The organism is Marinobacter litoralis (assembly GCF_016427555.1).
Lineage (GTDB): Bacteria > Pseudomonadota > Gammaproteobacteria > Pseudomonadales > Oleiphilaceae > Marinobacter > Marinobacter litoralis_A.
This window is the reverse complement of record NZ_JAELVS010000003.1, coordinates 60,088-81,766: the sequence shown is the minus strand read 5'-3', so window position 1 is coordinate 81,766 and position 21,679 is coordinate 60,088. Positions and strand designations below refer to the sequence as shown.

Annotated in this window: 15 protein-coding genes and 1 pseudogene; 11 read left to right on the top strand and 5 right to left on the bottom strand. The window is 50.4% G+C overall.

The genetic code is table 11. From position 1 onward, the window contains the following. The first annotated feature begins 4 nt into the window (after nucleotides 1-4). From JAO79_RS10465 to JAO79_RS10450, 4 genes are all read left to right on the top strand, one after another. Nucleotides 5-1,423 (top strand): hypothetical protein, encoded by a 1,419-nt coding sequence (locus JAO79_RS10465; protein WP_199007213.1) that lies wholly within the window; start codon nucleotides 5-7, stop codon nucleotides 1,421-1,423. After that, entirely contained in the window at nucleotides 1,420-3,372 is a 1,953-nt protein-coding gene (locus tag JAO79_RS10460) for a hypothetical protein (protein WP_199007212.1), read from the top strand. The genes JAO79_RS10465 and JAO79_RS10460 overlap by 4 nt, the downstream gene beginning before the upstream one ends. Further along, complete coding sequence (locus JAO79_RS10455; protein ID WP_199007211.1) at nucleotides 3,369-7,025, top strand: DEAD/DEAH box helicase; 3,657 nt, start codon at nucleotides 3,369-3,371, stop codon at nucleotides 7,023-7,025. Before JAO79_RS10460 ends, JAO79_RS10455 begins: the two co-directional genes overlap by 4 nt. 85 nt (nucleotides 7,026-7,110) lie before the next feature. Then, entirely contained in the window at nucleotides 7,111-7,665 is a 555-nt protein-coding gene (locus JAO79_RS10450; RefSeq protein ID WP_199007210.1) for a hypothetical protein, read from the top strand. Nucleotides 7,666-7,773: 108 nt separating this feature from the next. On the opposite strand, the gene JAO79_RS10445 is transcribed toward JAO79_RS10450, so the two are convergent. Together JAO79_RS10445 and JAO79_RS10440 are read right to left on the bottom strand one after the other, a co-directional pair. Continuing rightward, nucleotides 7,774-8,085, bottom strand: a complete 312-nt coding sequence (locus JAO79_RS10445; RefSeq protein ID WP_199007209.1) for a hypothetical protein — start codon at nucleotides 8,083-8,085, stop codon at nucleotides 7,774-7,776. Next, a complete protein-coding gene (locus JAO79_RS10440; protein ID WP_199007208.1) occupies nucleotides 8,075-8,992 on the bottom strand; it encodes an integrase domain-containing protein in 918 nt (305 codons plus the stop codon). Before JAO79_RS10440 ends, JAO79_RS10445 begins: the two co-directional genes overlap by 11 nt. A gap of 1,156 nt (nucleotides 8,993-10,148) precedes the next feature. On the opposite strand from JAO79_RS10440, the gene JAO79_RS10435 reads away from it, so the two are divergent. From JAO79_RS10435 to JAO79_RS10420, 4 genes are all read left to right on the top strand, one after another. Next, the gene (locus JAO79_RS10435; RefSeq protein WP_199007207.1) at nucleotides 10,149-13,076 is read left to right on the top strand and encodes a UvrD-helicase domain-containing protein; all 2,928 of its coding nucleotides are present in this window, start codon (nucleotides 10,149-10,151) and stop codon (nucleotides 13,074-13,076) included. An 823-nt stretch (nucleotides 13,077-13,899) separates the two neighbouring features. Then, nucleotides 13,900-14,502 (top strand): outer membrane beta-barrel protein, encoded by a 603-nt coding sequence (locus tag JAO79_RS10430; protein ID WP_199007206.1) that lies wholly within the window; start codon nucleotides 13,900-13,902, stop codon nucleotides 14,500-14,502. A gap of 161 nt (nucleotides 14,503-14,663) precedes the next feature. Then, nucleotides 14,664-15,770, top strand: coding sequence for an ADP-ribosylglycohydrolase family protein (locus JAO79_RS10425; protein ID WP_199007205.1), 1,107 nt, complete (start codon nucleotides 14,664-14,666; stop codon nucleotides 15,768-15,770). A gap of 775 nt (nucleotides 15,771-16,545) precedes the next feature. Beyond that, the gene (locus tag JAO79_RS10420) at nucleotides 16,546-16,806 is read left to right on the top strand and encodes a hypothetical protein (protein WP_199007204.1); all 261 of its coding nucleotides are present in this window, start codon (nucleotides 16,546-16,548) and stop codon (nucleotides 16,804-16,806) included. On the opposite strand, the gene JAO79_RS10415 is transcribed toward JAO79_RS10420, so the two are convergent. The 3 genes and pseudogenes from JAO79_RS10415 to JAO79_RS10405 form a co-directional block, all read right to left on the bottom strand. Further along, complete coding sequence (locus JAO79_RS10415) at nucleotides 16,803-17,720, bottom strand: DNA replication terminus site-binding protein (RefSeq protein WP_199007203.1); 918 nt, start codon at nucleotides 17,718-17,720, stop codon at nucleotides 16,803-16,805. The two genes, JAO79_RS10420 and JAO79_RS10415, sit on opposite strands and share 4 nt — an antisense overlap. Before the next feature lie 459 nt (nucleotides 17,721-18,179). After that, nucleotides 18,180-18,482, bottom strand: a pseudogene (locus JAO79_RS10410) (tyrosine-type recombinase/integrase); the annotation flags it as partial. Between the two features lie 154 nt (nucleotides 18,483-18,636). Beyond that, complete coding sequence (locus tag JAO79_RS10405; protein WP_199007202.1) at nucleotides 18,637-18,888, bottom strand: hypothetical protein; 252 nt, start codon at nucleotides 18,886-18,888, stop codon at nucleotides 18,637-18,639. A 290-nt stretch (nucleotides 18,889-19,178) separates the two neighbouring features. Here JAO79_RS10405 and JAO79_RS10400 point away from each other — a divergent pair, with 290 nt between their 5' ends. The 3 genes from JAO79_RS10400 (at nucleotide 19,179) to JAO79_RS10390 (ending at nucleotide 21,652) form a co-directional block, all read left to right on the top strand. Next, nucleotides 19,179-20,204 (top strand): lipid A deacylase LpxR family protein, encoded by a 1,026-nt coding sequence (locus tag JAO79_RS10400; RefSeq protein WP_199007201.1) that lies wholly within the window; start codon nucleotides 19,179-19,181, stop codon nucleotides 20,202-20,204. 114 nt (nucleotides 20,205-20,318) lie between these two features. Further along, complete coding sequence (gene trxA, locus JAO79_RS10395; protein WP_199007200.1) at nucleotides 20,319-20,642, top strand: thioredoxin; 324 nt, start codon at nucleotides 20,319-20,321, stop codon at nucleotides 20,640-20,642. Between the two features lie 56 nt (nucleotides 20,643-20,698). Continuing rightward, nucleotides 20,699-21,652 (top strand): LysR family transcriptional regulator, encoded by a 954-nt coding sequence (locus JAO79_RS10390; RefSeq protein ID WP_199007199.1) that lies wholly within the window; start codon nucleotides 20,699-20,701, stop codon nucleotides 21,650-21,652. Nucleotides 21,653-21,679: the final 27 nt, after the last annotated feature.

Below are 21,679 nucleotides of genomic sequence, written 5' to 3'. Positions count from 1 at the left end.
TCTTATGAAGCTTAAGGATATGCTTACCGAATACGATGACTCCTTGTCTGGTGATTCGTTTATCGACCCGCTCGGCCAGCTGGTTATCTGGTCGGCTTATGGCCAACAGGTCTTCCGAAACCGCGTAAACTCCGTCTCAAATGATGTCCGAAATTTTACGCTCAACTTGCTGCATCATGGTGTGATTCGCTCGATACTTCTCGATGAAGAAGTTCAGGTGTCCGATGCACTTGCCAATGAGCTGGGGCCGAAAGATAGCCTGCCATTTATTCATGCCTGCCTGATACATCTGGAGAATATCTTTACCTACTCAATGGTTCATCGACCAGAGGACGCGGGTATCGATACGCTCGGTATCTTGGGTGGTAGTAAAGGTCGCGCCGTTTTGGAAGAGCAGGAGAGCAAAGGGGATCACCAGCTGATTTTTACGGATAAACCTTCAGGCCAATTGTTAGTTCGCCAGCTGGGCTTGGGAGTGAGCGGTCGTTACAAAACACCGTTTGTAGAGATAGGGTTCTTCGATCAGAACTACCGCTATATTGATCCTACGGCTCAAGAGCGCTGGGCTGAGTTTGAGAAGCTGCTATCAAGTAGTGATTCACTGCGTTATTGCTTCACAGAGGTCAGAAGGCACTTGGTAAATCTTGTTCACTCAGCGCAGGCCAAGTCCCAAGTGCCTCCCAGGATTAATTTCCTGGAGATTTCGCCAGTTCTAAAGAACGCTTACCGCACGGCTTTCATTACTGGTGCCAAGGTCGGCTCGGAAACACGGGACTTCTGGCTTTCAGCGACGGGACTGAACGAGGGATCTGCTGGTGAACTTCTAAATGTTATGAAAAAAAAGCTCAGTCAGTTCAAAGCCAATGATGTTGCACCGGAGAAACTGAACCCTCAGTCCATTGTTGAAGAGGCGGTTAAGACCTTTGATGGTGAAACCGCTGAACGCCAGAAACTTCAGAACATCCAGCGTATTGAACCTTTGCTTGCTGAAGTAGATTTGCTCTTTCGAGTTGCCCGACACAAGAAGGTTCAGGCCGTGGCAGAAATTCGGGATCACTGGCAGCGGCTCGGTCGTTCCGAAACCACGCTACAAAGTTACGCTGAGACAATCGTTGACCACCCTGAAATTCGGGTTCCTCTTCAAGAAACAGGCCGAAAGCGTTTGGAAAAAATACTTCAAATTGCCCGCTTGAATACCGTAGAAGAACAGCTTGTCGCTTTACTGGATTACCATGCGACCGTCATGAAGCAGCGGGGCCAATTACGCTGGGTCGAGCTGGCGCGGAGCGGGGAAGTTCATAACCATGGCCGAACGGCATCGTTACCGGTTGCAGGTGACCGCCCACCTGGTTCTTGGGTGAATTCTTACTATTTGCATCAGTTTAATTTCCTGGTCAGCGGCTACTACGGGGGTGATCATTGAAATTGCTCTCGACTTTCCGAAAACAGATTGACGAAGTAGGCACGCTTCAGCGGGTTTGGCTCACCAGTTTCGTCATCAACATCGAATTTATCGAAACCTACCTTTTACCGACCATTCTAGGGATGGATCCCCCAAAGCTTAGAATGGACTATGAGGGGATGCAGCAGGTACTGAGCGAGCGGGGTATCGATATTCGAGTGTTCTGTGACAAGCGATTCATCGAGCCAGATCAGAATAAACGAACCGCAATTCCAATTCATGGCGTTTCACCGGAAAGATTGTCATCCAATGGAGACATTTCTTTCTCTGAGCACAGTCTGTTCCACGCAAAGGTTATCTATCTTCAGGGCGACAAAGGTTCTGCTCTTGGTTCCGGGAGCGCAAACCTGACCGTGGATGGCTGGGGCAGAAATCAGGAGCTGTTCTCCTTTGTTCCGGTGGCAAGTCGGAGCATGGCGGAATCCGTTAGAAGTTTCTTTCAGCCAGTGTTTACCAACGTTCAAGAACGATTCCCTGAAGATTTTTCCATCCCGGGTCAGACGGAGGATCCGGGGGTGAGCTTCTGTCATAGTCTGGCAGGGATACCCTTTCTTAATCGTCTTTTTGATAGCAAACCAAGTGAACTTGCCGTTTGGTCCCCTTATTTTTCAAGAGATATCAGTAAGTACGTGAGGAACTTACAGCGTTTTGCAGTAGCTCCTGACCTTCGGGTTCAGCTGGTACCAGACAGGGTAGAGAATCAGTATTTACGCGCTGAATGGAACCAGGGCTTGGCCAAGTTGCACGAGCAAGGGCTGCTCTCTTTGCACCAGAGCCCCTCCAAACGTGATCACCGAAGCTTTATGACCCATGCAAAGCTTTGGAAAACACCGGATCGATTAGCGATTGGATCCTGGAATTTCACTCAGCCTGGGAGCAATTTGATACCAGACGGTGGCTATCCCATCCATAACGTAGAAGCAGGTTTGCTTATCGTTGATGAGTCTCCTTTGGCGGAGTATGTGGGTGAGGTGTTGCCGTTGTCTGAAGCTTTATTTGCGACACCAGACCAAATGGAGCAGGAAAGTCTTCGAGTCCCGGAGCCCCCGCCTTTTGATCTGCGCGTGGTGTTTGACTGGCAAATCGAGCGTTTTTACATTTCGGGAGTGTGGGTTGGTACGTCGGAGCCTGATTGTGAGTTTGAGCTAGAACTTCCCGGACTTTCCCATTCAGTGAAGCTTCAATGGGTGGTTGATTCTCACGGTGATGTTTTCGTACTACAGAAACTGGAGTTGCCGGTAGCATCCACGAAACCGCTTTTAGTAGACCGCAATTATGAGGTACTCAGCGGTGATGTTGCGATCGCAAAAGGTTTGATTATTGAAACACGTCCGATCTTCCGAAGAGCTCAACAGTATGAGGATCTACGAGGCTTGCTGGATGCGTTGGTGCTATCCGGCGGTGAACCTCCTACCGATGCTGCTGCCTACCGCGTCGAGGAGGACGATGATGGGCGGGCGTTGGTTGACGCTCTGGTCTCAGACGATGCCGCTGTGGTCTCCGAACATGAACATCAATCGGCTGACATCAGTTATTTTCGGCTGTTCTCTGCTTGCCATCACTATGAGGAGCTGTTGGCTGGTTGCCGGGATCAGAAAGAACTGGAGTATTGGGCGTTCATTCGTCCTGGGTGTCTCCAAGAGCTGGTAGAAAAAACGGTGCACCGCATTGAGAGTAGCTCTGCGCCTACTCTGTTTAACTGGTTTCTTACCCAGGAGGTTAATCAGCTATGCAGTACGGCCCGTTCAAAGCAGGCAGAGTTAGTCGGTGCTGGATCTGAGAAAACATTCCAAAGATGGGAAGCTTTGATTGTTGCGGAACCGGCGCTGCCGGCATCGGTCAGTGAAGAATACCGCGCATGGTTAACCGACGAATACTTTCGCCGTAGCTCTAACAGGGAAGGAAAATGAGCGTATCCGATTGGGGGCTGTTAAGTCCCGACATGGTCTCGGAGTGGATCAACTTCAATCGTGGCCAGAAAGACTGGCGCTATAGTGCGCACGACCGCCAATCTATGCCTGCTAAACAGACCGAAGGGGTCGCCTACTTATGGAATGTGTTAGCGGAACAGAAAGTGGCTCTGCTGGCGGATGAAGTAGGTATGGGCAAGACCTTCCAGGCGCTGGGGGTTGCAGCGCTGTTATGGAAGAGGAAACCTGATGCCCGAGTTTTGGTGATGGCACCCAACAGGGATTTATGCCTGCACTGGCGCCGGGAATTTAACAACTTGGTGAGTTCCCACTACCGGGTTGTCGACCACACCGTTAAGAACAGTGTTGATGGAGGTGTCGTTCCCAGCATAGAAATCTGTAAGTCATTAGCTGATCTAGATGCCGCAGTGAGCCAGGGCGTTTCCCATTTTTATCTCACCACGATTCATTCATTGAGTGGCTTGCTACGGGGCGAAGACACTGATGGTCGTAGCCCTGACATAGTCGCCGGAGAAAGAGCACAAGAGATTCACGAGAGCATCAAAAGTGCTCTTGGTCCTGAGGGCTTCGACTTGATCATCGTTGACGAGGCCCATTACCTTAGGAATATTCACGGCGGCTCTCAGCGGGTTGCTGCAGCCGGGGCGTTTTTTGGTACCAAGCACGATCCACTCTCACAAAGAGCTTTATTGCTGACAGCAACGCCCAGTCATACCCGTCTTTCGGATGTAAACAGCATTTTCAGTTACTTCTTGGATTCCGGGGACGGATGGACAAGTGAAGCTGATCGCGCCAGTTACCTGCTCAATAACTATGGACTGCGACGGATGCGGCTTATGGAGGCCAATGGAAAGCTCTTCAGTAAACGGCATTACCGACATGAAAAGCCTATGCCGGCGACATTTGATGGAAAACCCGAGGCAGAAGGCTTTTTTGCCCTTTACCAGAAAGGCCTGGTAGCTGAACTAAACAAGAAAAATGAAAACAAAAGTCTGATGTACGGGTATCTGGAAGGGTTTGAGTCCGTTGGCCGAGATCTCATAACAGACGAGGCCTCGCGGCAGGATCCTGACCGGGATACGTCTGATGGTGATAAAGGCAAGACCGATTACTCGACGGCTCCGGATACCAATCTGCTCATGGGGCTTACCGACAGTTTCTATAAGGCATTCGATCGATTTCCCGGGCACCCAAAATACGGTCGGTTGATTGAGGCGTGTGTTCCTAAAAAGGCGGATTTATACCAGTTGCCACTCAGCAACCTTAAACATCTGATTTTTGTTCGTCGCATTCCTTCGGTCAGAGAATTAACCCAGCGCTTAAATGAGCGTTACGACCAAATGTTAGGTGAAATGCTGCTTTCCGGATTGGGCTTGTCCTCATTTGACTCTCACGGACAGCCAAGGCTTAAAAGCTTTTCCCGCAACGAATTTGAACAGCTTTTAGAAAGCGTAAGAACGGGTGACGTTCAGGATGAAAGCGCGGAAGTAGATGCGGATGACGAAGACGCTGACGGCATGGAAGAGGATTATCTGGCATCAAGGGTTGCTCAGCTGTTTGTTGTTAAGGAAGGCGCAGCTGGTGGCCAGACCGATTGTGTAAATGTGCGGCGGCGTTTTACCAAACATGAAAGTCTGTTCTCGCTGTTTCTTGAGCCGTCCAGTGATTACCTCAAAGGCGGATACAGCTACTTTTATGGGGATTCAGAGCGTACGCGGGCCAACTACGGTGTGGCTGCTCGTTATGAACGGTTTTCCCGTTGGAACAGTGCTGCCGATTTGCGAGAAGCCGTGGGCAAAACTGAAGCACCGCAAACAGCCTACACTCAGGAGCTGTTTACAGTATGGAAACTGGTTTTCAATGAACTTCCTGGCAAGCTTCAGGAGCAAATGCTTAGATGGGCAAACACAAGTAAGCCCGTTGCGGAAAACTTCGGGAACTATATTCGAGCCGGATTTTTACATGCGAGCCCAGTGATCGTGGAGTTGTATAGCTGGTTTGCAGAGTATCGCCGCAAAGGAAGGATTGCCAATGTGCAGGAGTGGTACCGAGGATTCTATGATTTCGTTCGGCAGGAAAAAATCAAAGGCTCTTTGTTACTCCGCTACTTTGTCGCGGCCCTGGAAACCTTCGAAGCACTTTGCGACAAAATTGTTGACCATGGTGTCGGAGATTGGCGTAAGGAATGGCGAAGCTTAAAAGGTTTGACCAGTCCAGCCTGGTACGCCAGTGGTGAAAATAACAGCGCCCGCCAACGCCTGATACTGGGTTTTAACAGCCCCTTTTACCCCAACGTTCTGGTTTCTACCTCGGTATTCCAGGAAGGGGTGAATCTGCACATGAATTGTCATCAGGTGCACCACTATGGAATAGCGGGATCACCGGGGGATAACGAACAGAGGGTAGGGCGGATTGACCGTTTGTTCGGGTGCGTCAATAAACGGCTGGAATCTGGCAAAGGCGATCTGGGTATCCATTACCCCTACCTAGAGGGTTCCGTGGATGAGGATCAAGTGGCTTCTTTCATTGAGCGAAAACATCAGGTGGAAGAACGAATGGATGCCTGCCTACAGACGAAATTTGATTCTGAATATCGTCCGACCGCAAACAAGGATTGGGGGCAGCTTTTCAGAACACCAATTGATCATTCTGAGGAAGAGGTGGTCGATCCTTATCCGGCAAGATTTGATCGGCCTGAAACATTAGATTCCTGCTACCAGCCGCAGGATACCCATACTTTTTCCGATATCGCAGAGACCATCCGAGCGCATCTCGAAAGTGCTTGTGATCCGCTGAACGACAAAATCATCGAAGCTCGGTCGAGCCAGACATCACCAAAGCTTTTGTTCATCATTGATCCACGCATTGAGCGAGGGCAATCCCGGCGGCACCAGCCTATATTCGCAACGCTTGGTTTTTCACCTCGGTTTTCGGCTTTGAGTCCTGAGACAGCCTACATAGTGAGTTTTGCGTCGCCAATTGCTAATCGCGAGAATTTTGAAAAGATAGCCCTCACTGAGTTGAAAACATTGATTGATGAACTGAGCCAATCGTACCCATTAGTTCGCGTGGCGGTCGACGAGGACTCGGGTAACAGTCATTTCTACCTCAGCACCCGCGTCAATTTTCCTCTGTTTGTTCGGCGAGGGACGATGCAGTGGCTGTCTTTAGAGGAATTTCGAATGGGTCTCGAGAGCATTAAGAAGTTTTCTGACGAGCTAGAGGCCAGACTTTTCCATGGCATCCAGGACCTCACCATTGACGAGATTAATGCCAAAAATGTGTCTGGGCCGAGACCACTACCAGTAGCTTTGCCTCGCGAGAGAACGGCCAGTCGCGCGCCTCAGACTTGGTTGAGTTTCCAAACTATGTCTGGCCCTATTGAACAGCTCTTAAGTCCGCTTTCAAGCGACACAATTGATGCCCTGTCGGAGAATGTCGTCGGTGCGTTCAAAGGGAAGGATCAACTGCTAAAGTTGCTAAGGCTTAATAACCGATTTCCGTTTGTGAATTTCCGGCTCAGCAGGAATGCTTCACCTGAAGCACAGTTGAATTTTCCGGCAGGGGACTTTCAGGATGAGGAGAAGGCTTTGCTCGGGGAATGGTTCGATTACGTTGTAGCAAGTACTTAGGGTTCAGGGAGAGATTTAGATGCCATTACAGAATCGGGTTAATCCCCAAGGCACTATTGAAGAAAGCTCTGCAAGGGGCACGTATATGGGCAACCGCGGGGTATTGCACAATGGCAAGCGCGAGGTAACGCGTCAGTTTAAAACCAAAGCATGGATTACATGTTTGCTCGAGTTTAAAGGTCGGAAGCGTGAGCTAATGACGCCAGGACGGTATACGGAGCTCTTTTTCCTTGATGAGGTCACGGCTTTCGCTGCCGGCCATCGGCCTTGCGCCGAATGCCGGCGAAAACGTTATAACGAGTTCCGCGATGCCTGGCAGTCAGCAAGTGCTTGGACTGAAGCGCGCAATGTGCGTTCTGCGGAGTTGGATGAGATGCTCCACGAGGAGCGTATAGAAGACAGCCGAAAAATTACTTGGAAAGGTCAACTTCAGGATCTTCCGCATGGAACAATGGTTCTGATTGATAACGCTGCCTATGCAATTTCTGAGAATGGTTTACTCGCCTGGAATGCGTCGGGATACCGAAAGGCGGTTCATGATAGGTTGCCTGAAACGGTAGAGGTTCTTACACCGTCTACAGTAGTAAAAACCTTTTCGCGAGGATTCCGGCCGGTGTTCCATCACACCGCTGAAGTTTAGTTGGTTTTACGCCTAAATCTTAGCGCCGGAAGCGGGTTTAGAGCCCCCTGAAACTCACAATGGGCTCAAGCTTCATGACACTGGCAAGAGAGAATATTGGGATTTTAGCTACCCAAGATTGCCCCCGCCTTTATTGAGCGCGGTGATGGCGGGAGGTTTAGGAGGTTTCGAAGTGCGATCGAGCAGTACCCAAAAATCACAGAGCGCATAGTAGTAGTCTCTCTCCGTGCTCGGTTTGTAGTTTTTTGCTCGGAAGAAAGCTTTGACCTGTTTTTTTCCAATTTGGGCAGGCTTGCACCCGCAGTGTTTAATAACCAGCTCTATCTGTTTTTTCTTTTTTGCTCGGTTTTTTCCTCCTTTTTTGCCGTAGTTCGCTAACCGTATATAAAAGATCCTGCTGCTGTTCGATTTATTTGGCATGGCTCTTACCTAGGTATGAATTTGTGACATTGGTGCGATTATGGCCAAGCTCTTCTGCAATGATTGTCCGGGCCTTTTCATCGGCTTCTTTCGTGGCTCGGCCACCCATTACAGGGGCTGGTTTGCCAGTCTCATTTTGATATCGCTGGCAGGCGTAGGCAGCCCGTAGGTCTCTAATGGAGGCTATTCCGTTGGACTTGAGTACTGCCCGGGTTTTCACAATTTCATTTTCCCGGAATTTTTTCCAAGTCATGTCAGGCGGAATCAATGAGAAATGGTCTCCCTGAATTTTGGCGCCGGACCGTAGAGCAGGTATTTGTTCGTCCGGAGCAGTGATGGGGATACGTCGCGGACGGCCTCCTTTTGTTCCCAATCGGATATCTATATATCCATCTGATAGCGCCTGTTGAAGTGATTGTTTGTAATCCAAAAGGGTTGCTTCTTTCACCCTAAGGCCAAACGTTTTGGCGGCCAAAGCGACAACTCTCCCCCTGGAGAGGTGCGCATTCTCCAGTTGCTTTAGAGCTTTATTGATTTGGTGATCGTCCATTCCTGACGGTTGCGTTGTCCTGACGTTACATCTGCGTGCTATCAGGCAATCGCGGACTGGACTTACAGTGACCCAGTCACCGTCGGTAAGGGCTTTCATTACGGTGTTTATTGATGAAATCACGTTTTGGGCATAAGACGGCTGGGTATCCGCCAGGCTTTTGGAAAATTCGATGACCAAGTCTTTAGAGATTTCCTCCACTTTAGGTATTTCTTCTCGTGCGACCAGGAAATTCACGAACACAAGCCATCTATCCACGATGGATCCATAAGATGAATAAGAAAGCGTTCCATCCGCGACAAGCGGTCTGAGGCTGTGTCTTGCTCTCGCGATCAAAGATTTTTTACGACAACTCATAGATGGTCCCTTCATGAAATAGCTTAAAAATATGCCGGCAGCCCCGTGGTAATGATTCAATGTTTAGTGTTGGAGTGCGTCCGCCGCACTCATGCGGCCGGCATAGCCGTCAGCGGGAATTCTGAATGTTGGGGATGATCATGGCGTGTGGCTGGGGTGATGCAATGCCGTCATAGCTCTAGGGTTATGAAAGCTCCGACGCCCCTGCGTTTGCAGGCACTTCACTGACTGAAAGTGGATCCCGGCTTATCAGTCTGGTTTTTCGTCCATTTTCGTCCGAAAAGTCTCCAGAATTTTTAGGATAAGCATTTGAAAGTGGGCAGTTTTGTCGTTAAAACAAAAAAGCGTCTCTGGGGAGTCTGTTTTTAGAAAAAAGATTCCCACGACCTGGAAAGGTCACTGATGGTTGGATAATTTTCGTGAAGATTCACTCAATCTTGAGTGTTTGGGAGATTAGACTCCCGACTGAATTGCAGAGGCGATGTGAGGACTAACGGTTTCGCCTTTATTGCTGCTGTTTCGCCGTTTAGGCCTGCTCAGCTGGCAGTTCGACATCCGCTTACCGGTGCCATTCAAATCCAAGATAGATTGATCTCATAGTGATGTCAACTTGTTGTTTTCAATATTTTTTGGTTGTCGCAATCGACACCTTTACGACGTGTTTGCGACAACTTAAGTGGCCTGAACACCATCTTCTAAATAAAATTTGGGAGCTGTGCGCACAGAGTTGTCGCATGCGACGTGCATGCGCGTTTTTATGGAAATGCCATGTTCTAGGGATAGCGCTCAATCGGATCTGCACCCTCTGCAACCAACGGATTCATGGAGGCGCTACTTGGGGGAGCAAAGTAGATCGAGACCAGCTCCGCGATTGCGTGACGATCATGGGAAATTGGTGCCGATCATTCTGACCATCATGATGGATAATCCGAACCCACTTTGGGTTATGCGTGTTACCCGGTTGTTGGAGAGTAGGCCGATATGGCGAATTTACGTATTGCATTGGGGCGATATCAGGAACTTACGAGGCCATTATCCTTTGAGACTGAAGTTCTAGAGTCGTGTCACACAAGGCTCAGTGATAATGTTAGGATGATACCTTTTTGCGCCACTCCAGCGACAAGCTGCCCTGTAAGACTGTGAGTCATTTCCCATCATGAATTCAGTGTCCTCTTCTGCACAAATTGACCCCCACTGGCTGATGCGGCTGTTTGGAGCTGAGTCTGCAACATTCAACTTAGCTGATGGTGGCTTGCAGGTCGTTACTAAGGATGGTGATCGATACCTGATTCTTGCTGAATCGTTAGCGAACGAGGCTACATTTCAGGAAGGAGCACTTTTTGCTCGCCTAGAGCTTCAGACAGATTCAGGACCTAAGACCTTTTCAGGGCTTCGGAAAAAAGACGCGCAAGAGTTGTTTCGTTGGTTACGCCAGCAATGGCTCAGGGAGCTTTCCCCTGAAGTGGGGAAGACTGCAGAGGATATTCGGTCCCTTTTGGCTAAGGGATACCCCCGGCAGTCGAGAATAGACCTAGCTAAAGAAATGGCGCAGCAAGCTTTGAATCGATTTGTCAGAGTGCCAGAGGCTGAATGGTGTGAGGGCATCGAGGAAGCGCCTTTTCAGTGGGTAGCTGATGTAGCTGGATGGCAGGAATCAGACCTGAAACAACTACGCCAAAGCTATGTGGCACATCAATTGAAGCTCTATGATAATTTCTTTGCATCCGTTGAACGCAAGCCGCTAACTGAGCGCCAGCGAGAGGCTTGTGTCGTCGACGAAGATAATAATTTGGTGTTGGCTGGTGCGGGCACTGGTAAGACGAGCGTAATGGTTGGTCGCGCCGGGTATTTGATCAAAAGCGGGCAAGCCAGAGCTAGCGAGATTCTGATGCTAGCATTTGCGAATAAAGCGGCAGCAGAAATGCAGGAACGTATCGATAACCGGCTAGGGCGGTGTGGAGTTGCTGCAAGTACGTTTCACAAGCTGGGCAAGGAGATTATTGCCAAAGTCGAGGGACAGCAACCGTCCCTGACACCGCTTGCCGAGGATGACAGACGGTTGGCATTACAAGTGAACCAGTGGTTTGAACAGCATTTGAAGGTGCGTTCTTACCGGCAATTGATGTTCAACTACTTCGAGTACTATCTGTACCCTGAAGCAAACCCCTTCGATTTCGAAACAGAAGGGGAATACTTTGATTATATCACCGCTAACGATATCCGGACTCTAAAAGGTGAAGCGGTTAAAAGTTGGGGCGAGTGCCTGGTCGCCAATTACCTTTTTAAGCAAGGCATCGAGTATCAATATGAGTCTGCTTATGAACATAAGACAGCGAATCCGCTCCATCGTCAGTACCAGCCGGATTTCTATCTGCCGGAGCATGGTGTTTATATCGAGTACTATGGGATCGATCGGAAGGGTAATACGGCACCGTACGTGGACCGGGATCTATACCATCAAGGAATTAACTGGAAACGACAACTTCATTCTAAAAATGGCACATGTCTGGTCGAACTGTATCACTACGAGTTGGTAGAAGGTGTGCTCTTTGAAGCGCTCGATGAAAAATTAGCCGAATACGAGGTCAAATATCGGCCGCTTCCACCTAAAGCTGTCCTTGAGACGTTGCGCGAGTTTGGGGCTATCAGCACATTTTCTGCTTTGCTGGCGGACTTGCTCAAAAGGTATCGGGCTAACTGTTATGAGTCAGGGCAAGTGGAAGAAACCATTTCCAGGGTTGAAAACAAGGGGCAAGTAAAAGCGGCTTTAAAGCTGCTTCAGCCGATACTTGATGACTATCAGGAATTGCTGGACCGAGAAGGCCACATCGACTTCGATGACATGATTGGTAAGGCCATAAGCTATGTCCGAGATGGTCGGTTTGTAAGTCCTTGGCGTTACATTCTCGTTGATGAGTTTCAAGACATCTCGGATGCCCGTGCACGTCTGGTTAAATACCTTAGAGATTCTGTTAAAGACAGTTCTTTATTCTGCGTTGGGGATGACTGGCAGGCAATTTATCGTTTCACGGGTAGTGATCTCGGTTTTACGACCGAGTTTCGAAAAAAGTTCGGCTATACCAGAGTAACAGCGCTTGATCTTACCTTCCGTTTTAACAGTGGTATTGGTGATGTTGCCACGCGCTTTGTGCTTCAAAACCCGGCACAGGTTAGAAAGCAATTAAACAGTATTAAACAGGTAAGTAAACCAGCCGTCTCGCTTCTCCGTGAGGACAACCGGCAAAAGCAAAGCGTAGGGGAACCAAGTCGTTTGGAGAAGGTTATTTCGCGCATATCGGACATTGCTGAGCCTGGAAGCAGCGTTTATTTATTAGGACGTTACGGCTTCAATCTGCCGGACAGGTCGGAGTTACGTATCATTGCCGAACGCTACCCTTCCATTGTGTTGGAACCTCTTACAGTTCATGCCTCCAAAGGAATGGAGGCCGATTACGTGATCATTCTTGGTTTGGAAACTGGCAAGCACGGTTTCCCCTCAATGAAGACCACACATCCGCTGCTTGAGGCATTGTTGCCAGAAAAAGAGCAGCACCCATATGCTGAAGAGAGGCGATTATTGTACGTCGCCCTCACTCGGGCCAGGAATCGAGCTTATTTGATCGCCGATATGGCCGTTGCCTCAGAATTCGTAGTTGAGCTGTTGGGGGATGGATATGACGTTGAGCTGAATGAGTTTGCAACCTCGCTCAGCCAGCAACTGTTGCACATGCTCAAATGTATGAAATGCAAAACCGGCACGATGGTTCCTAGGCATAGCAAATTCGGGGGATTTTTTGGTTGTAACAACTTCCCGCTGTGCAAGCACCGTGAGCGCGGTTGCGCTCATTGCGAATCACAAATGCGTCGAGCTGGCCGATTCAAAACCTGTATTAATCCAAAGTGCGTGAACCAGGTACCAGTTTGCCCCAAATGTGGGGCAGAAATGGTCCAGCGCAAAGGTCGGTATGGGGAGTTCTGGGGTTGCAAAAACTATCGAAGCAGCGGAGAGGGCTGTTCGCATACAGAAAATGAAATAGCGTTTGATTTGGGGCTTCTCGAGTTTAACGGAGTTGGTAAAGGTTAATGTTTGAGTTTTTCTGACTGAAAAGCGGGTCAGTGATAAGCAAGACCCTTCTAAGGGTCCTATTAGGTGTACTAAAAAACATTATCGTTACTTTTAAAATGATCGCAATAACAACGAGTTGGGTTTCACATTATTAGCTTTTGAAATAGATTCGTCGACGTTTCTGGAGGATCATGACCGGGCGTTTACCGGCTTTGTTGGTGCTTAGCCGGTTGACTGTATCGCTTTAACGGATTGGAAAGCGGTTTCGGGAACGGATGTTGATGATTCGTGTTTCATTTGTTAGGAAAAAATGAACTGTAATACGTTAGTCAATGCAATTTCTCTTTTCAGGGAGTATGAAGAGGACATACCTCTAGGCACCATCCTCTGCTTTTTGCATCTTTGTGATAACGATGAAGCTACCGTGAGCCAAGTCGAGGCCCGTTTTAAGTTAGGTAAAAGCCGTACTTCTCGAAATATGAGGAATCTCACTGACCGGGCTCGTCCAGGTAAGTCTGGTATCGATGTTGCCTGTACTCGGCCAGATCCAAACGACTACCGAGTAACGATTTTCAGCCTGAATGAGCGCGGTTTAGAACTTAAAAAGAAGTTGCACGACCTTCAGGGAAAATGAGCCATTGGTCGCATTATAGAATCAGTGTGGTTAGATTTCGGTGCTTCGAAGTTATAGCGACTCTAACTGTCGCACCTCCAAAGCATGATGGCCCTGTCATGCCGAAAATCGTAAACAATTAATTCAAACGGTTCGCATAGAACAAATTAGATGACTCGTTCACTTGGGTGAGTGGCAGTTGTTTGTTGTGACTAAAAGGATGTTGAAATGAAGTTCAATAAATTTGTGTTGGCGTTGTCCATTGCTGTTCTGGCTCACACTTCAGCGCAAGCCGCTGAACCGCAGGCAGGGTATGTAGGTGTGTCGTTAGGGCAGGCTACCGTAGACGATTTCTGTGATGGGTCGGAAACTTCCTGCGACGACAGTGCGCTCTCTCTACGTGTATACGGAGGAACGGAGTTAAACGGTTTTGCAAATCTTGAGTTTGGCTATCGTTATATCGATGACGTAGAGGTATCCGGAATGTTTCGGGGCGTGGCTGTTGCTGGTGCGGTTAATGGACACTTCGTTGATACAACGTTCCAGCTAGGAATGCCGGAAGCAGGGCCGTTTAAGGTATTTACCAAGGCGGGTCTGCTGTTGTGGCGCCTAAATTATGAAGCGACGGCAAGTAACGGCTTTATGACGGTTTCTGAGAGCGATAGCGATACGGGTGTTGCATTCCGAACGGGGCTTGGCGTTAGCTTTGATGTCTCTGACTCGGTACGCCTACGTGCTGACTGGGATTATCTCGTTAACGTCGGTGATGAAGATGAAACCGGCGAAACCGATGTCAACGTCTTTAGCGTAGGGCCTGAGTTCCGTTTCTAACAGATCGTTGTTTTGTGTCTGGGCCTCATGAAATGGGCCCAGGCGTTTCCTGTCTTATGTCATTCAAAGAATTTGTACCAAGCCAAGCCAAGCCAAGCCAAGCCAAGCCAAGCCAAGCCAAGCCAAGCCAAGCCCACGCTCACCTCTGGAGGTCGAACGCCATGGAAGCAACTCGTTCCGAACTTAACTCTGGTCCAGTGGATTTATTTACCGCTTGCCTTTTAGGCGGCGCCATCGGCGATGCCCTGGGCGGAGCGGTCGAATTCATGTCACGAACCGCGATACTGAACCGTTTCGGGCCGGAGGGCATTACCGATTACGCGGAAGCCTACGGTGGGAAAGGTAAGATCACCGATGATACCCAGATGACGCTGTTCACGGCTGAGGGGTTGCTGAGAGGGCAGATGCGAGGTGTCAGCCGTGGGTTAAGTAGCTTCGATCATACGGTGGCGAATGCTTATTTGCGTTGGCTCGCCACTCAGGGGCAGGAGTGCTACGAAGTCACCGTGGACAAGAGCGGCTGGTTGTTTCAACAAGATGAACTTCACAACCAGCGGGCCCCGGGAAGTACGTGTTTGAGCGCGCTGCGGCATTACAGCGGCGAACCCGGTATTGCGGCCAACGACAGTAAAGGTTGCGGCGGCGTGATGCGCGTGGCACCGGTTGGACTGTTCTGGTGGTCCTTCAAGGACCTCCTTGGCGATAACCCGTTGAAACGTGTTTTCGACGACGGCTGCATGGCGGCCGCAATTACTCACGGTCACCCCAGTGGCTATTTGACCGGTGGCGTATTGGCGGTTGTCATTTTCGAGTTGCTGGCGGGTAAGTCGTTGTCAGAGGCGCTGGATAACGCCAAGCCGTTGCTAGTGGCTGAACCAGGTCACGAAGAAACCGCGGCGGCGCTAGAACACGCTGACACACTCAGTCAATCCGCCCAACCTCACCATGAGGCTATTCGAGAACTAGGCGAAGGCTGGGTGGCGGAGGAAGCTTTGGCCATTTCCGTGTACTGCGCTTTGGTGGCGGATAGCTTCGAGCAGGGTATCGTGCTGGCGGTCAATCACGATGGCGACTCAGATTCCACGGGAGCGATTACCGGGAATATTCTTGGCGCACATCTTGGGCTGCGTGCTATCCCAGATCGGTGGCTGGCGGAGCTTGAGCTACGGCCGGTGATTGAGGCTGTTGCTTCCGATTTGTGGACGTGTCGAGAGTGGCATTCTTACATGGGCGATGACAGGCTCTGGGCTCGGTATCCGGGAGGATGAGTCAGGGTTATGTTGCGTTTATCTCTCAGCTCCTGACGGCCCGTTTGCGGGCTGTTTGTTTCTGTGCTGGTTAAGTGTAGCGTTTCCCCGAAAGCGTCCTTTAACGCGCTGAGAGGTGCTTTTTCGGGGATGTATCTCTTTCAGATGAGTGTCGGTTGATTCGGAGTAACTCAAAGGTGGCGTGATATCTAGGCACACATTCCCGTTTCAGTTGTAGCTCTGATTAACTTTTCAGTAGCAGTTTTTAACCCCCCCTGCGTATACAAACTAACTTACTGTTTTCGCACCCCCCCCTGCGAAAAACAAATTGATCCTCAAACGGCCAAAATATCAAGATTTTTAGAGGGTGTTTTACGCAAGGGGGGGCTGCAACCACAGTTATTGTTTTCGCAAGGGGGGGATGCGTAAAACACCTGCGTTTTACGCAAGGGGGGTGCGCAACTACAGTTACTGTTTTCGCAGGGGGGAGGTGCGTAAAACTTTTGTAGCGGGTCAGCTCAGAGCAGTCAGAAAGCGGGGAGAGCGGCAATTTCGTCTTTTGTTTTACGCAGGCTAGGCTGCAACTACAAATACTGTTTTCGCAAGGGGGGGATGCGTAAAACACCTGCATTTTACGCAAGGGGGGTGCGCAACTACAGTTACTGTTTTCGCAGGGGGGGTGGTGCGTAAAAATTTGTAGTGGGTCAGCGCAGAGCAGTCAGAAAGATGGGCGCGCTTGGTGGATTTGGGATTTGTGTAAGCATTGAAGGTCTCAAATCCCACGGAGGTAAAACCCATGAAAACAGCCATCAAACAGCTTGTGGCCATCCACGTAAAATCTTCAGTGCAGCCCCTCAAAGCTCTTCCTATCGCTTTCTGTTTGGCCGTGCTGTTCTGGGTTATTCAAGGAGCCGGAGGTAGCCCGTGGCTCGGCTTTGATTCGGTGAGCACGCTGGTCTCAACGCTCGTCAAACACAAACTGTTTTCGACGTTGGCTGTAACCGCGGGGGGGTGCGCTCTGGCCGGATTAGTCAAGGATTTGATTGGAGAGGGCTAAATCTTGAACAGTGGCAGTACCCGAGATATTCGCGTGCCACAGGCGCGCGGGTCGTCCCGGCGTTTACGCTGGCGAGTTTTAGCCGCGTCATAGTTTTTGAGGTCTCCGAGGCGCACGTTCGGGGAGTTGACAATGATTAGCGGCAAATGGCCATCCCTCTGGGCTTTAGAGACCGCCGCGCCTGACTCAAAAAGCAGGTTGGCAAGGGGGCGTACGCGAAGTTCGCGACGAAGTCTAAGGAATGTCTCGGAGGGCAATGAGGCTAAGTAGGCTCGCTCACGAACGACTGTTTCCAGAAGCTCTTGGCGTGAAAGACCCGTGCGCTCTAACAATGCTTTCGAGGCATGCCTGGCGGCCCATTCAAGCTTCGCGTCCGCACTCTCGATTGAGATCCGTTGACTGCCCGGCTTGTGCCCCCAGGAGAAGGTGACCGACCTCAGCGGATCCGAAACGATTTTTAACTCCCGAATCACCTGCAGAAAAACCACGCCTGGGAAGTTCCGGTGAATGAGGTCAAACCGTTCGTCCGGATCCGGCACGGTTTGAGCCAGTGCGTTGAAGGTTTTTTTGAGTTGGTTGATGTCGTGAACCTGGTTGATTAAGTGTTCGGGACATAACGAACTGACCGCCACCGCCCCTGGTAGTCGGAACACCACCCGGGTGGACAGCCCCAAACCTGTATGGAAACGTGTAAAAGAATCTAGCGATGCTGTGAATGCTTGTTGGCCCCTAAGAGGAGTCGATTCAATTCGGCTGGGTTCCCCGAGCTCCTCTGCGGGCGTGACCAATGGCAACTTGAATGCACAGCACGCGTCTAGCTGACAGGCCAACAATTCAGCCCGGAGCTCGTTGAGTGAGTCGTTCAATGCGTCCATCACACGGTGCAGTTCTGCTGAGAGTGATTTTTTATCCACGGCCGTCTCCTGATAGCGGTGTCAAAAATCACTCTACCCCGATCCGAAAAAGCACCTAATGCGCCCCCCAGCATCCCCAGAGGCATATACCATCACCCCCTCAAGCCAACCCACCCCTGGCCGCCTGCCCTCGACCTCCGCAGCCCACCGGAGAAAAAAGAAGATAAAAAAATTAAAAAAAAAGGAATGGGGCGCTTTGAGCAGGTGGGCACCGGTGTCTGAGGGGGACTGCGGCGGGGCGGGTGAGGGGGTGTTGGTATATCTAGATGGGGTGTTAGCGGGATAGGGGGAGATGCAGCGGCTTGGGGTATTTGCCAAGGTTTCCTAAAAGCCCAGCCCTTGACGGTAAAAACCTCGCCGTGCACTCTCACGAATCCCGGCAATTAAACAAAAGCGAACATTCGCATCGCCTCAGAGATCCTCGGCTCTCTCTGCCCTGGTTGGACGCTTGGTCATTTCTCAAGAACCCGGCAAACGATCAAATGGACTAGCTGTACCAGCTCTTCGATCGCCGATAATGTGGGTGTGGCTTTCAGTCGTCCGAATATCGCTGTGGCCGAGGATTTCCTGGACTGTTCGGATATCACTTCCCGATTTCAGCAGCTCGGTGGCTAAAGCGTGGCGAAAAGAATGAGCCGTAACCGGTTTGGTAATTCCGCTCCCTTTCACGGCCTGCCTTAATTGTCGCGCGTATGTCGAATGATGAAGGTGATGTCGGCACACATAGCCTGCAATGGGGTTAACGCGTTGTGTTGAAGATGGGAATAGGTATGGCCAGTCGGAGTTTTTCGTGACCGAGCCGTGCCTCTATCTTCAATACTGCTTGGGTCTTGAAGAGAAGAACCGCAGATTCCAAGCAAATCGATCCCAAAACGCACCGTCCCTGGTGCCAAGATGCAAATGAAACTCTTTATGTTCAGCCGTGGCTTTCGGAGCGTACTTCGCCACGTATAACTATCTGGCCGCTGTACGGGGATAGCTCAGAGAAGCCAATCTTTGCAACCCGATCCTGGATTTCACCGCGAATTACGGTTTGCCCACTATAAGGAGCCGGCTGAGCCGGCTTGGAGCGTGGCTCATCGGATTTACGGTCTGCCAAGGTGGCGTTAGCGGGCAGGGCGGCGGCGGCAAAAAGTGAAGCCAGGGTGATCAAAACAAATTTACGCATAACGTTATCTCCAAAGTTCGATAGGTTGATGCTCATACCGGAGTCGCCAAAGGACTCGATATCAGATGGAGCGAAGTATGGAGTTGAAGAGAGACAACGAATAATTCCCAAACGGTATGCAATACATCAATTTGGGTGATGGGTGCAGCTAGAGCAGCTCAAAAAATGCACGCAAAACTACTTACCCATAAATATCGATGATGTTTTGAATACCGACGCTTGATTAGTCCTCAGCGTCAGTCAATCGAAAAATAGCGCCAACTTTACCGACACACTTTTCGGAGTTGGCTATGAATTCTCGTTTTCTAGTTCCGATGCTCGCGGTCTCCCTGCTGGCATTTACCGCGCATGCCGAGTCCTCAGACTCGGTGATGGCTTTGTCTACGGATAACGATCTCTTCGCTCCAGCGCAGACAGATCGGGATTACACTGCTGGCGTGGCCATTACTTATTCCTCGAATTCAGAGGCATTCGTAAACAACCCGGTTTCGAGTTTCAGTCAGGGGCTGGACGGGTATGTCCTGCCATACCTGGGGGGCAAGGGTGAAAAGCCAAAAAGCGCGGCGCTCGAGTTTGGGGTTTATGGCTTCACGCCCGAGGAGATCAAAGAGTCGGCCATTGACCGGAACGATCGCCCGTACAGCAGTCTTGTTTACCTGTCGTCGAGCCAGAGCTATCAGGCACTGAGCGCAAAATCGGGCTGGACAACATCGATGACCGTAGGCGTGCTGGGGCTGGATATTTTCAAATCCGGCCAGAATGCGGTTCACAAGATCGTCGGTAGCGACCGTGCTAATGGTTGGGGCCACCAGATTTCCAACGGCGGAGAGCTGACTTTCCGGTATTCCGCTGCATACCATCAATACCTGGATGCGAGTCAGCCGAATCAGCAGTTCAAAGTGACGTATTTCGGTTCAGCCGGGTACCTCACTGAATTCGGCGCGGCCCTGGTTTTCAGGGGCGGTCTGATCTCATCACCCGATAACCGGTTTAACCCCGAATTGATGGCTTACGGTGAGCGCGCACCCGGGGTGTCGGTACCTGGTGGACGGGAGAATTATTTTTGGGGCGGAATGTCAGTCAAAGCTCGCGCCTATAACGCGTTCTTGCAGGGACAGTTTCGGGATTCGGAGCATGAGCTGAATGCCGATGATTTGAACATTCTTTTGGCAGAGGTCTGGGCTGGTTATACCCACGGTTTCCTGGCTGGTATAGAGTTGAGTTACGTACTGCGAGTGCAGAGCTCCGAGATTAAGAGCGGTACCGGGAACCGCACGCTCGCTTGGGGCGGCCTGGTCTTTAGTAAACGCCTGTAAGCGTTAAGGCACTCATCATCCTGAGAAATAGGATCTATATGGCCCCGCAATTAGTTTTTATTGTTCCAAGCTCACATTCTTACGATCAGACGCTTCCAACAAGGAGACTATCTAATGAGTCAAATTATTCACGTAACAGACGTGAACTTTGAGCAATCCGTGGTCCAGAGTGATCGGCCAGTCTTGGTGGATTTTTGGGCCCCGTGGTGCGGCCCCTGCAAAACAGTTACGCCGATGCTGAAGGAAATTGCTGATGAGCTGGGCGATCAGTTAACCATCGTCAAAGTGAACGTGGACGAGAGTCCGGAGATTGCTGCCAAGATGCGTATTCGGAGCATTCCGACTCTTGCTCTTTTTAATGAGGGCGGTGTGATTGCACAGAAAACTGGTGCTGGAAGTTTGAGTGAATTGAGAGCCTTTGTTAAAGGTAACTTATAAGTGCATAGCACAAGCCTCTTGCTTGGGAGGCTTTTTTGCGTCTCGGGAAAAGACTGATGAAAACCCAAGAACTTCAACTGTTGTACGTGTTCGATGCCATCATGACAGAGCGTTCAGTGACTCGCGCGGCCGATCGTCTCGCGATGACACAGCCGGCGGTGTCCAATGCTATTTCCAGAATGCGCCAGATTTGGAACGACCCGATATTTGTACGCAAGGGCAGGAACATCGAGCCAACCTCCTATGCCTTGAGTCTCTGGGACCAGGTTAGCGATCCTATGTTTGCTCTCACCAACGCGGTTAGTGCGACACAGTTTGATCCAGAAACCTCGAAACGCAGGTTCCGAATTGCAGTAACGGATATGTTCGTGGAGTTGGTCTGGCCTCAGTTGATTGAACTGCTTGAGCGTGAGGCGCCGGGAGTGGACGTCCATGCCGTTCCGTACACGCCGGAGGGAACGCACCATGATCTCAGGGAAGCTCATGTTGATCTGGCTGTAGGTGTTCTGACTCAGCACGACCATAGTCTACGGAGTACGTGGTTATTCGAAGGTGGGTATTTGCTCGCTATGCGTGCAGACCATCCGCTTGCCGGAAGACCAATTACCATGGATGAGTTTCTGAGCGCCCGTCACCTGCTTGTAACAATGTCAGGGGATGCGCACGGGTTCGTCGATAGTTATCTGGATCAGAAGGGACATAGCAGGCGTATAGCATCGACGGTAAACCATTTTTCGATTGTACCGAAGATATTGCGAGCGTCAGACTTGATTGCGGCAGTACCCGAGTTGATCAGTCAGGATTGCGGTTTTGTGAACGGGTTGTGGATGGGTGAGCTTCCTTTCAGCGTTGATCCCACCAGCCTGTATCTAATCTGGCATGCTCGGCACGATCGTGATCCCGGTATTGTCTGGTTGCGAACCCACGTTGAAAGACTTCTTCAAGAGCGCTGGCATGACATCATGACCAAGTCCCCATGCAGTCGCCTCACCTCCAAAGCGATTGCATAGTCAAAGCATTCTATCGATTAGAGCCAT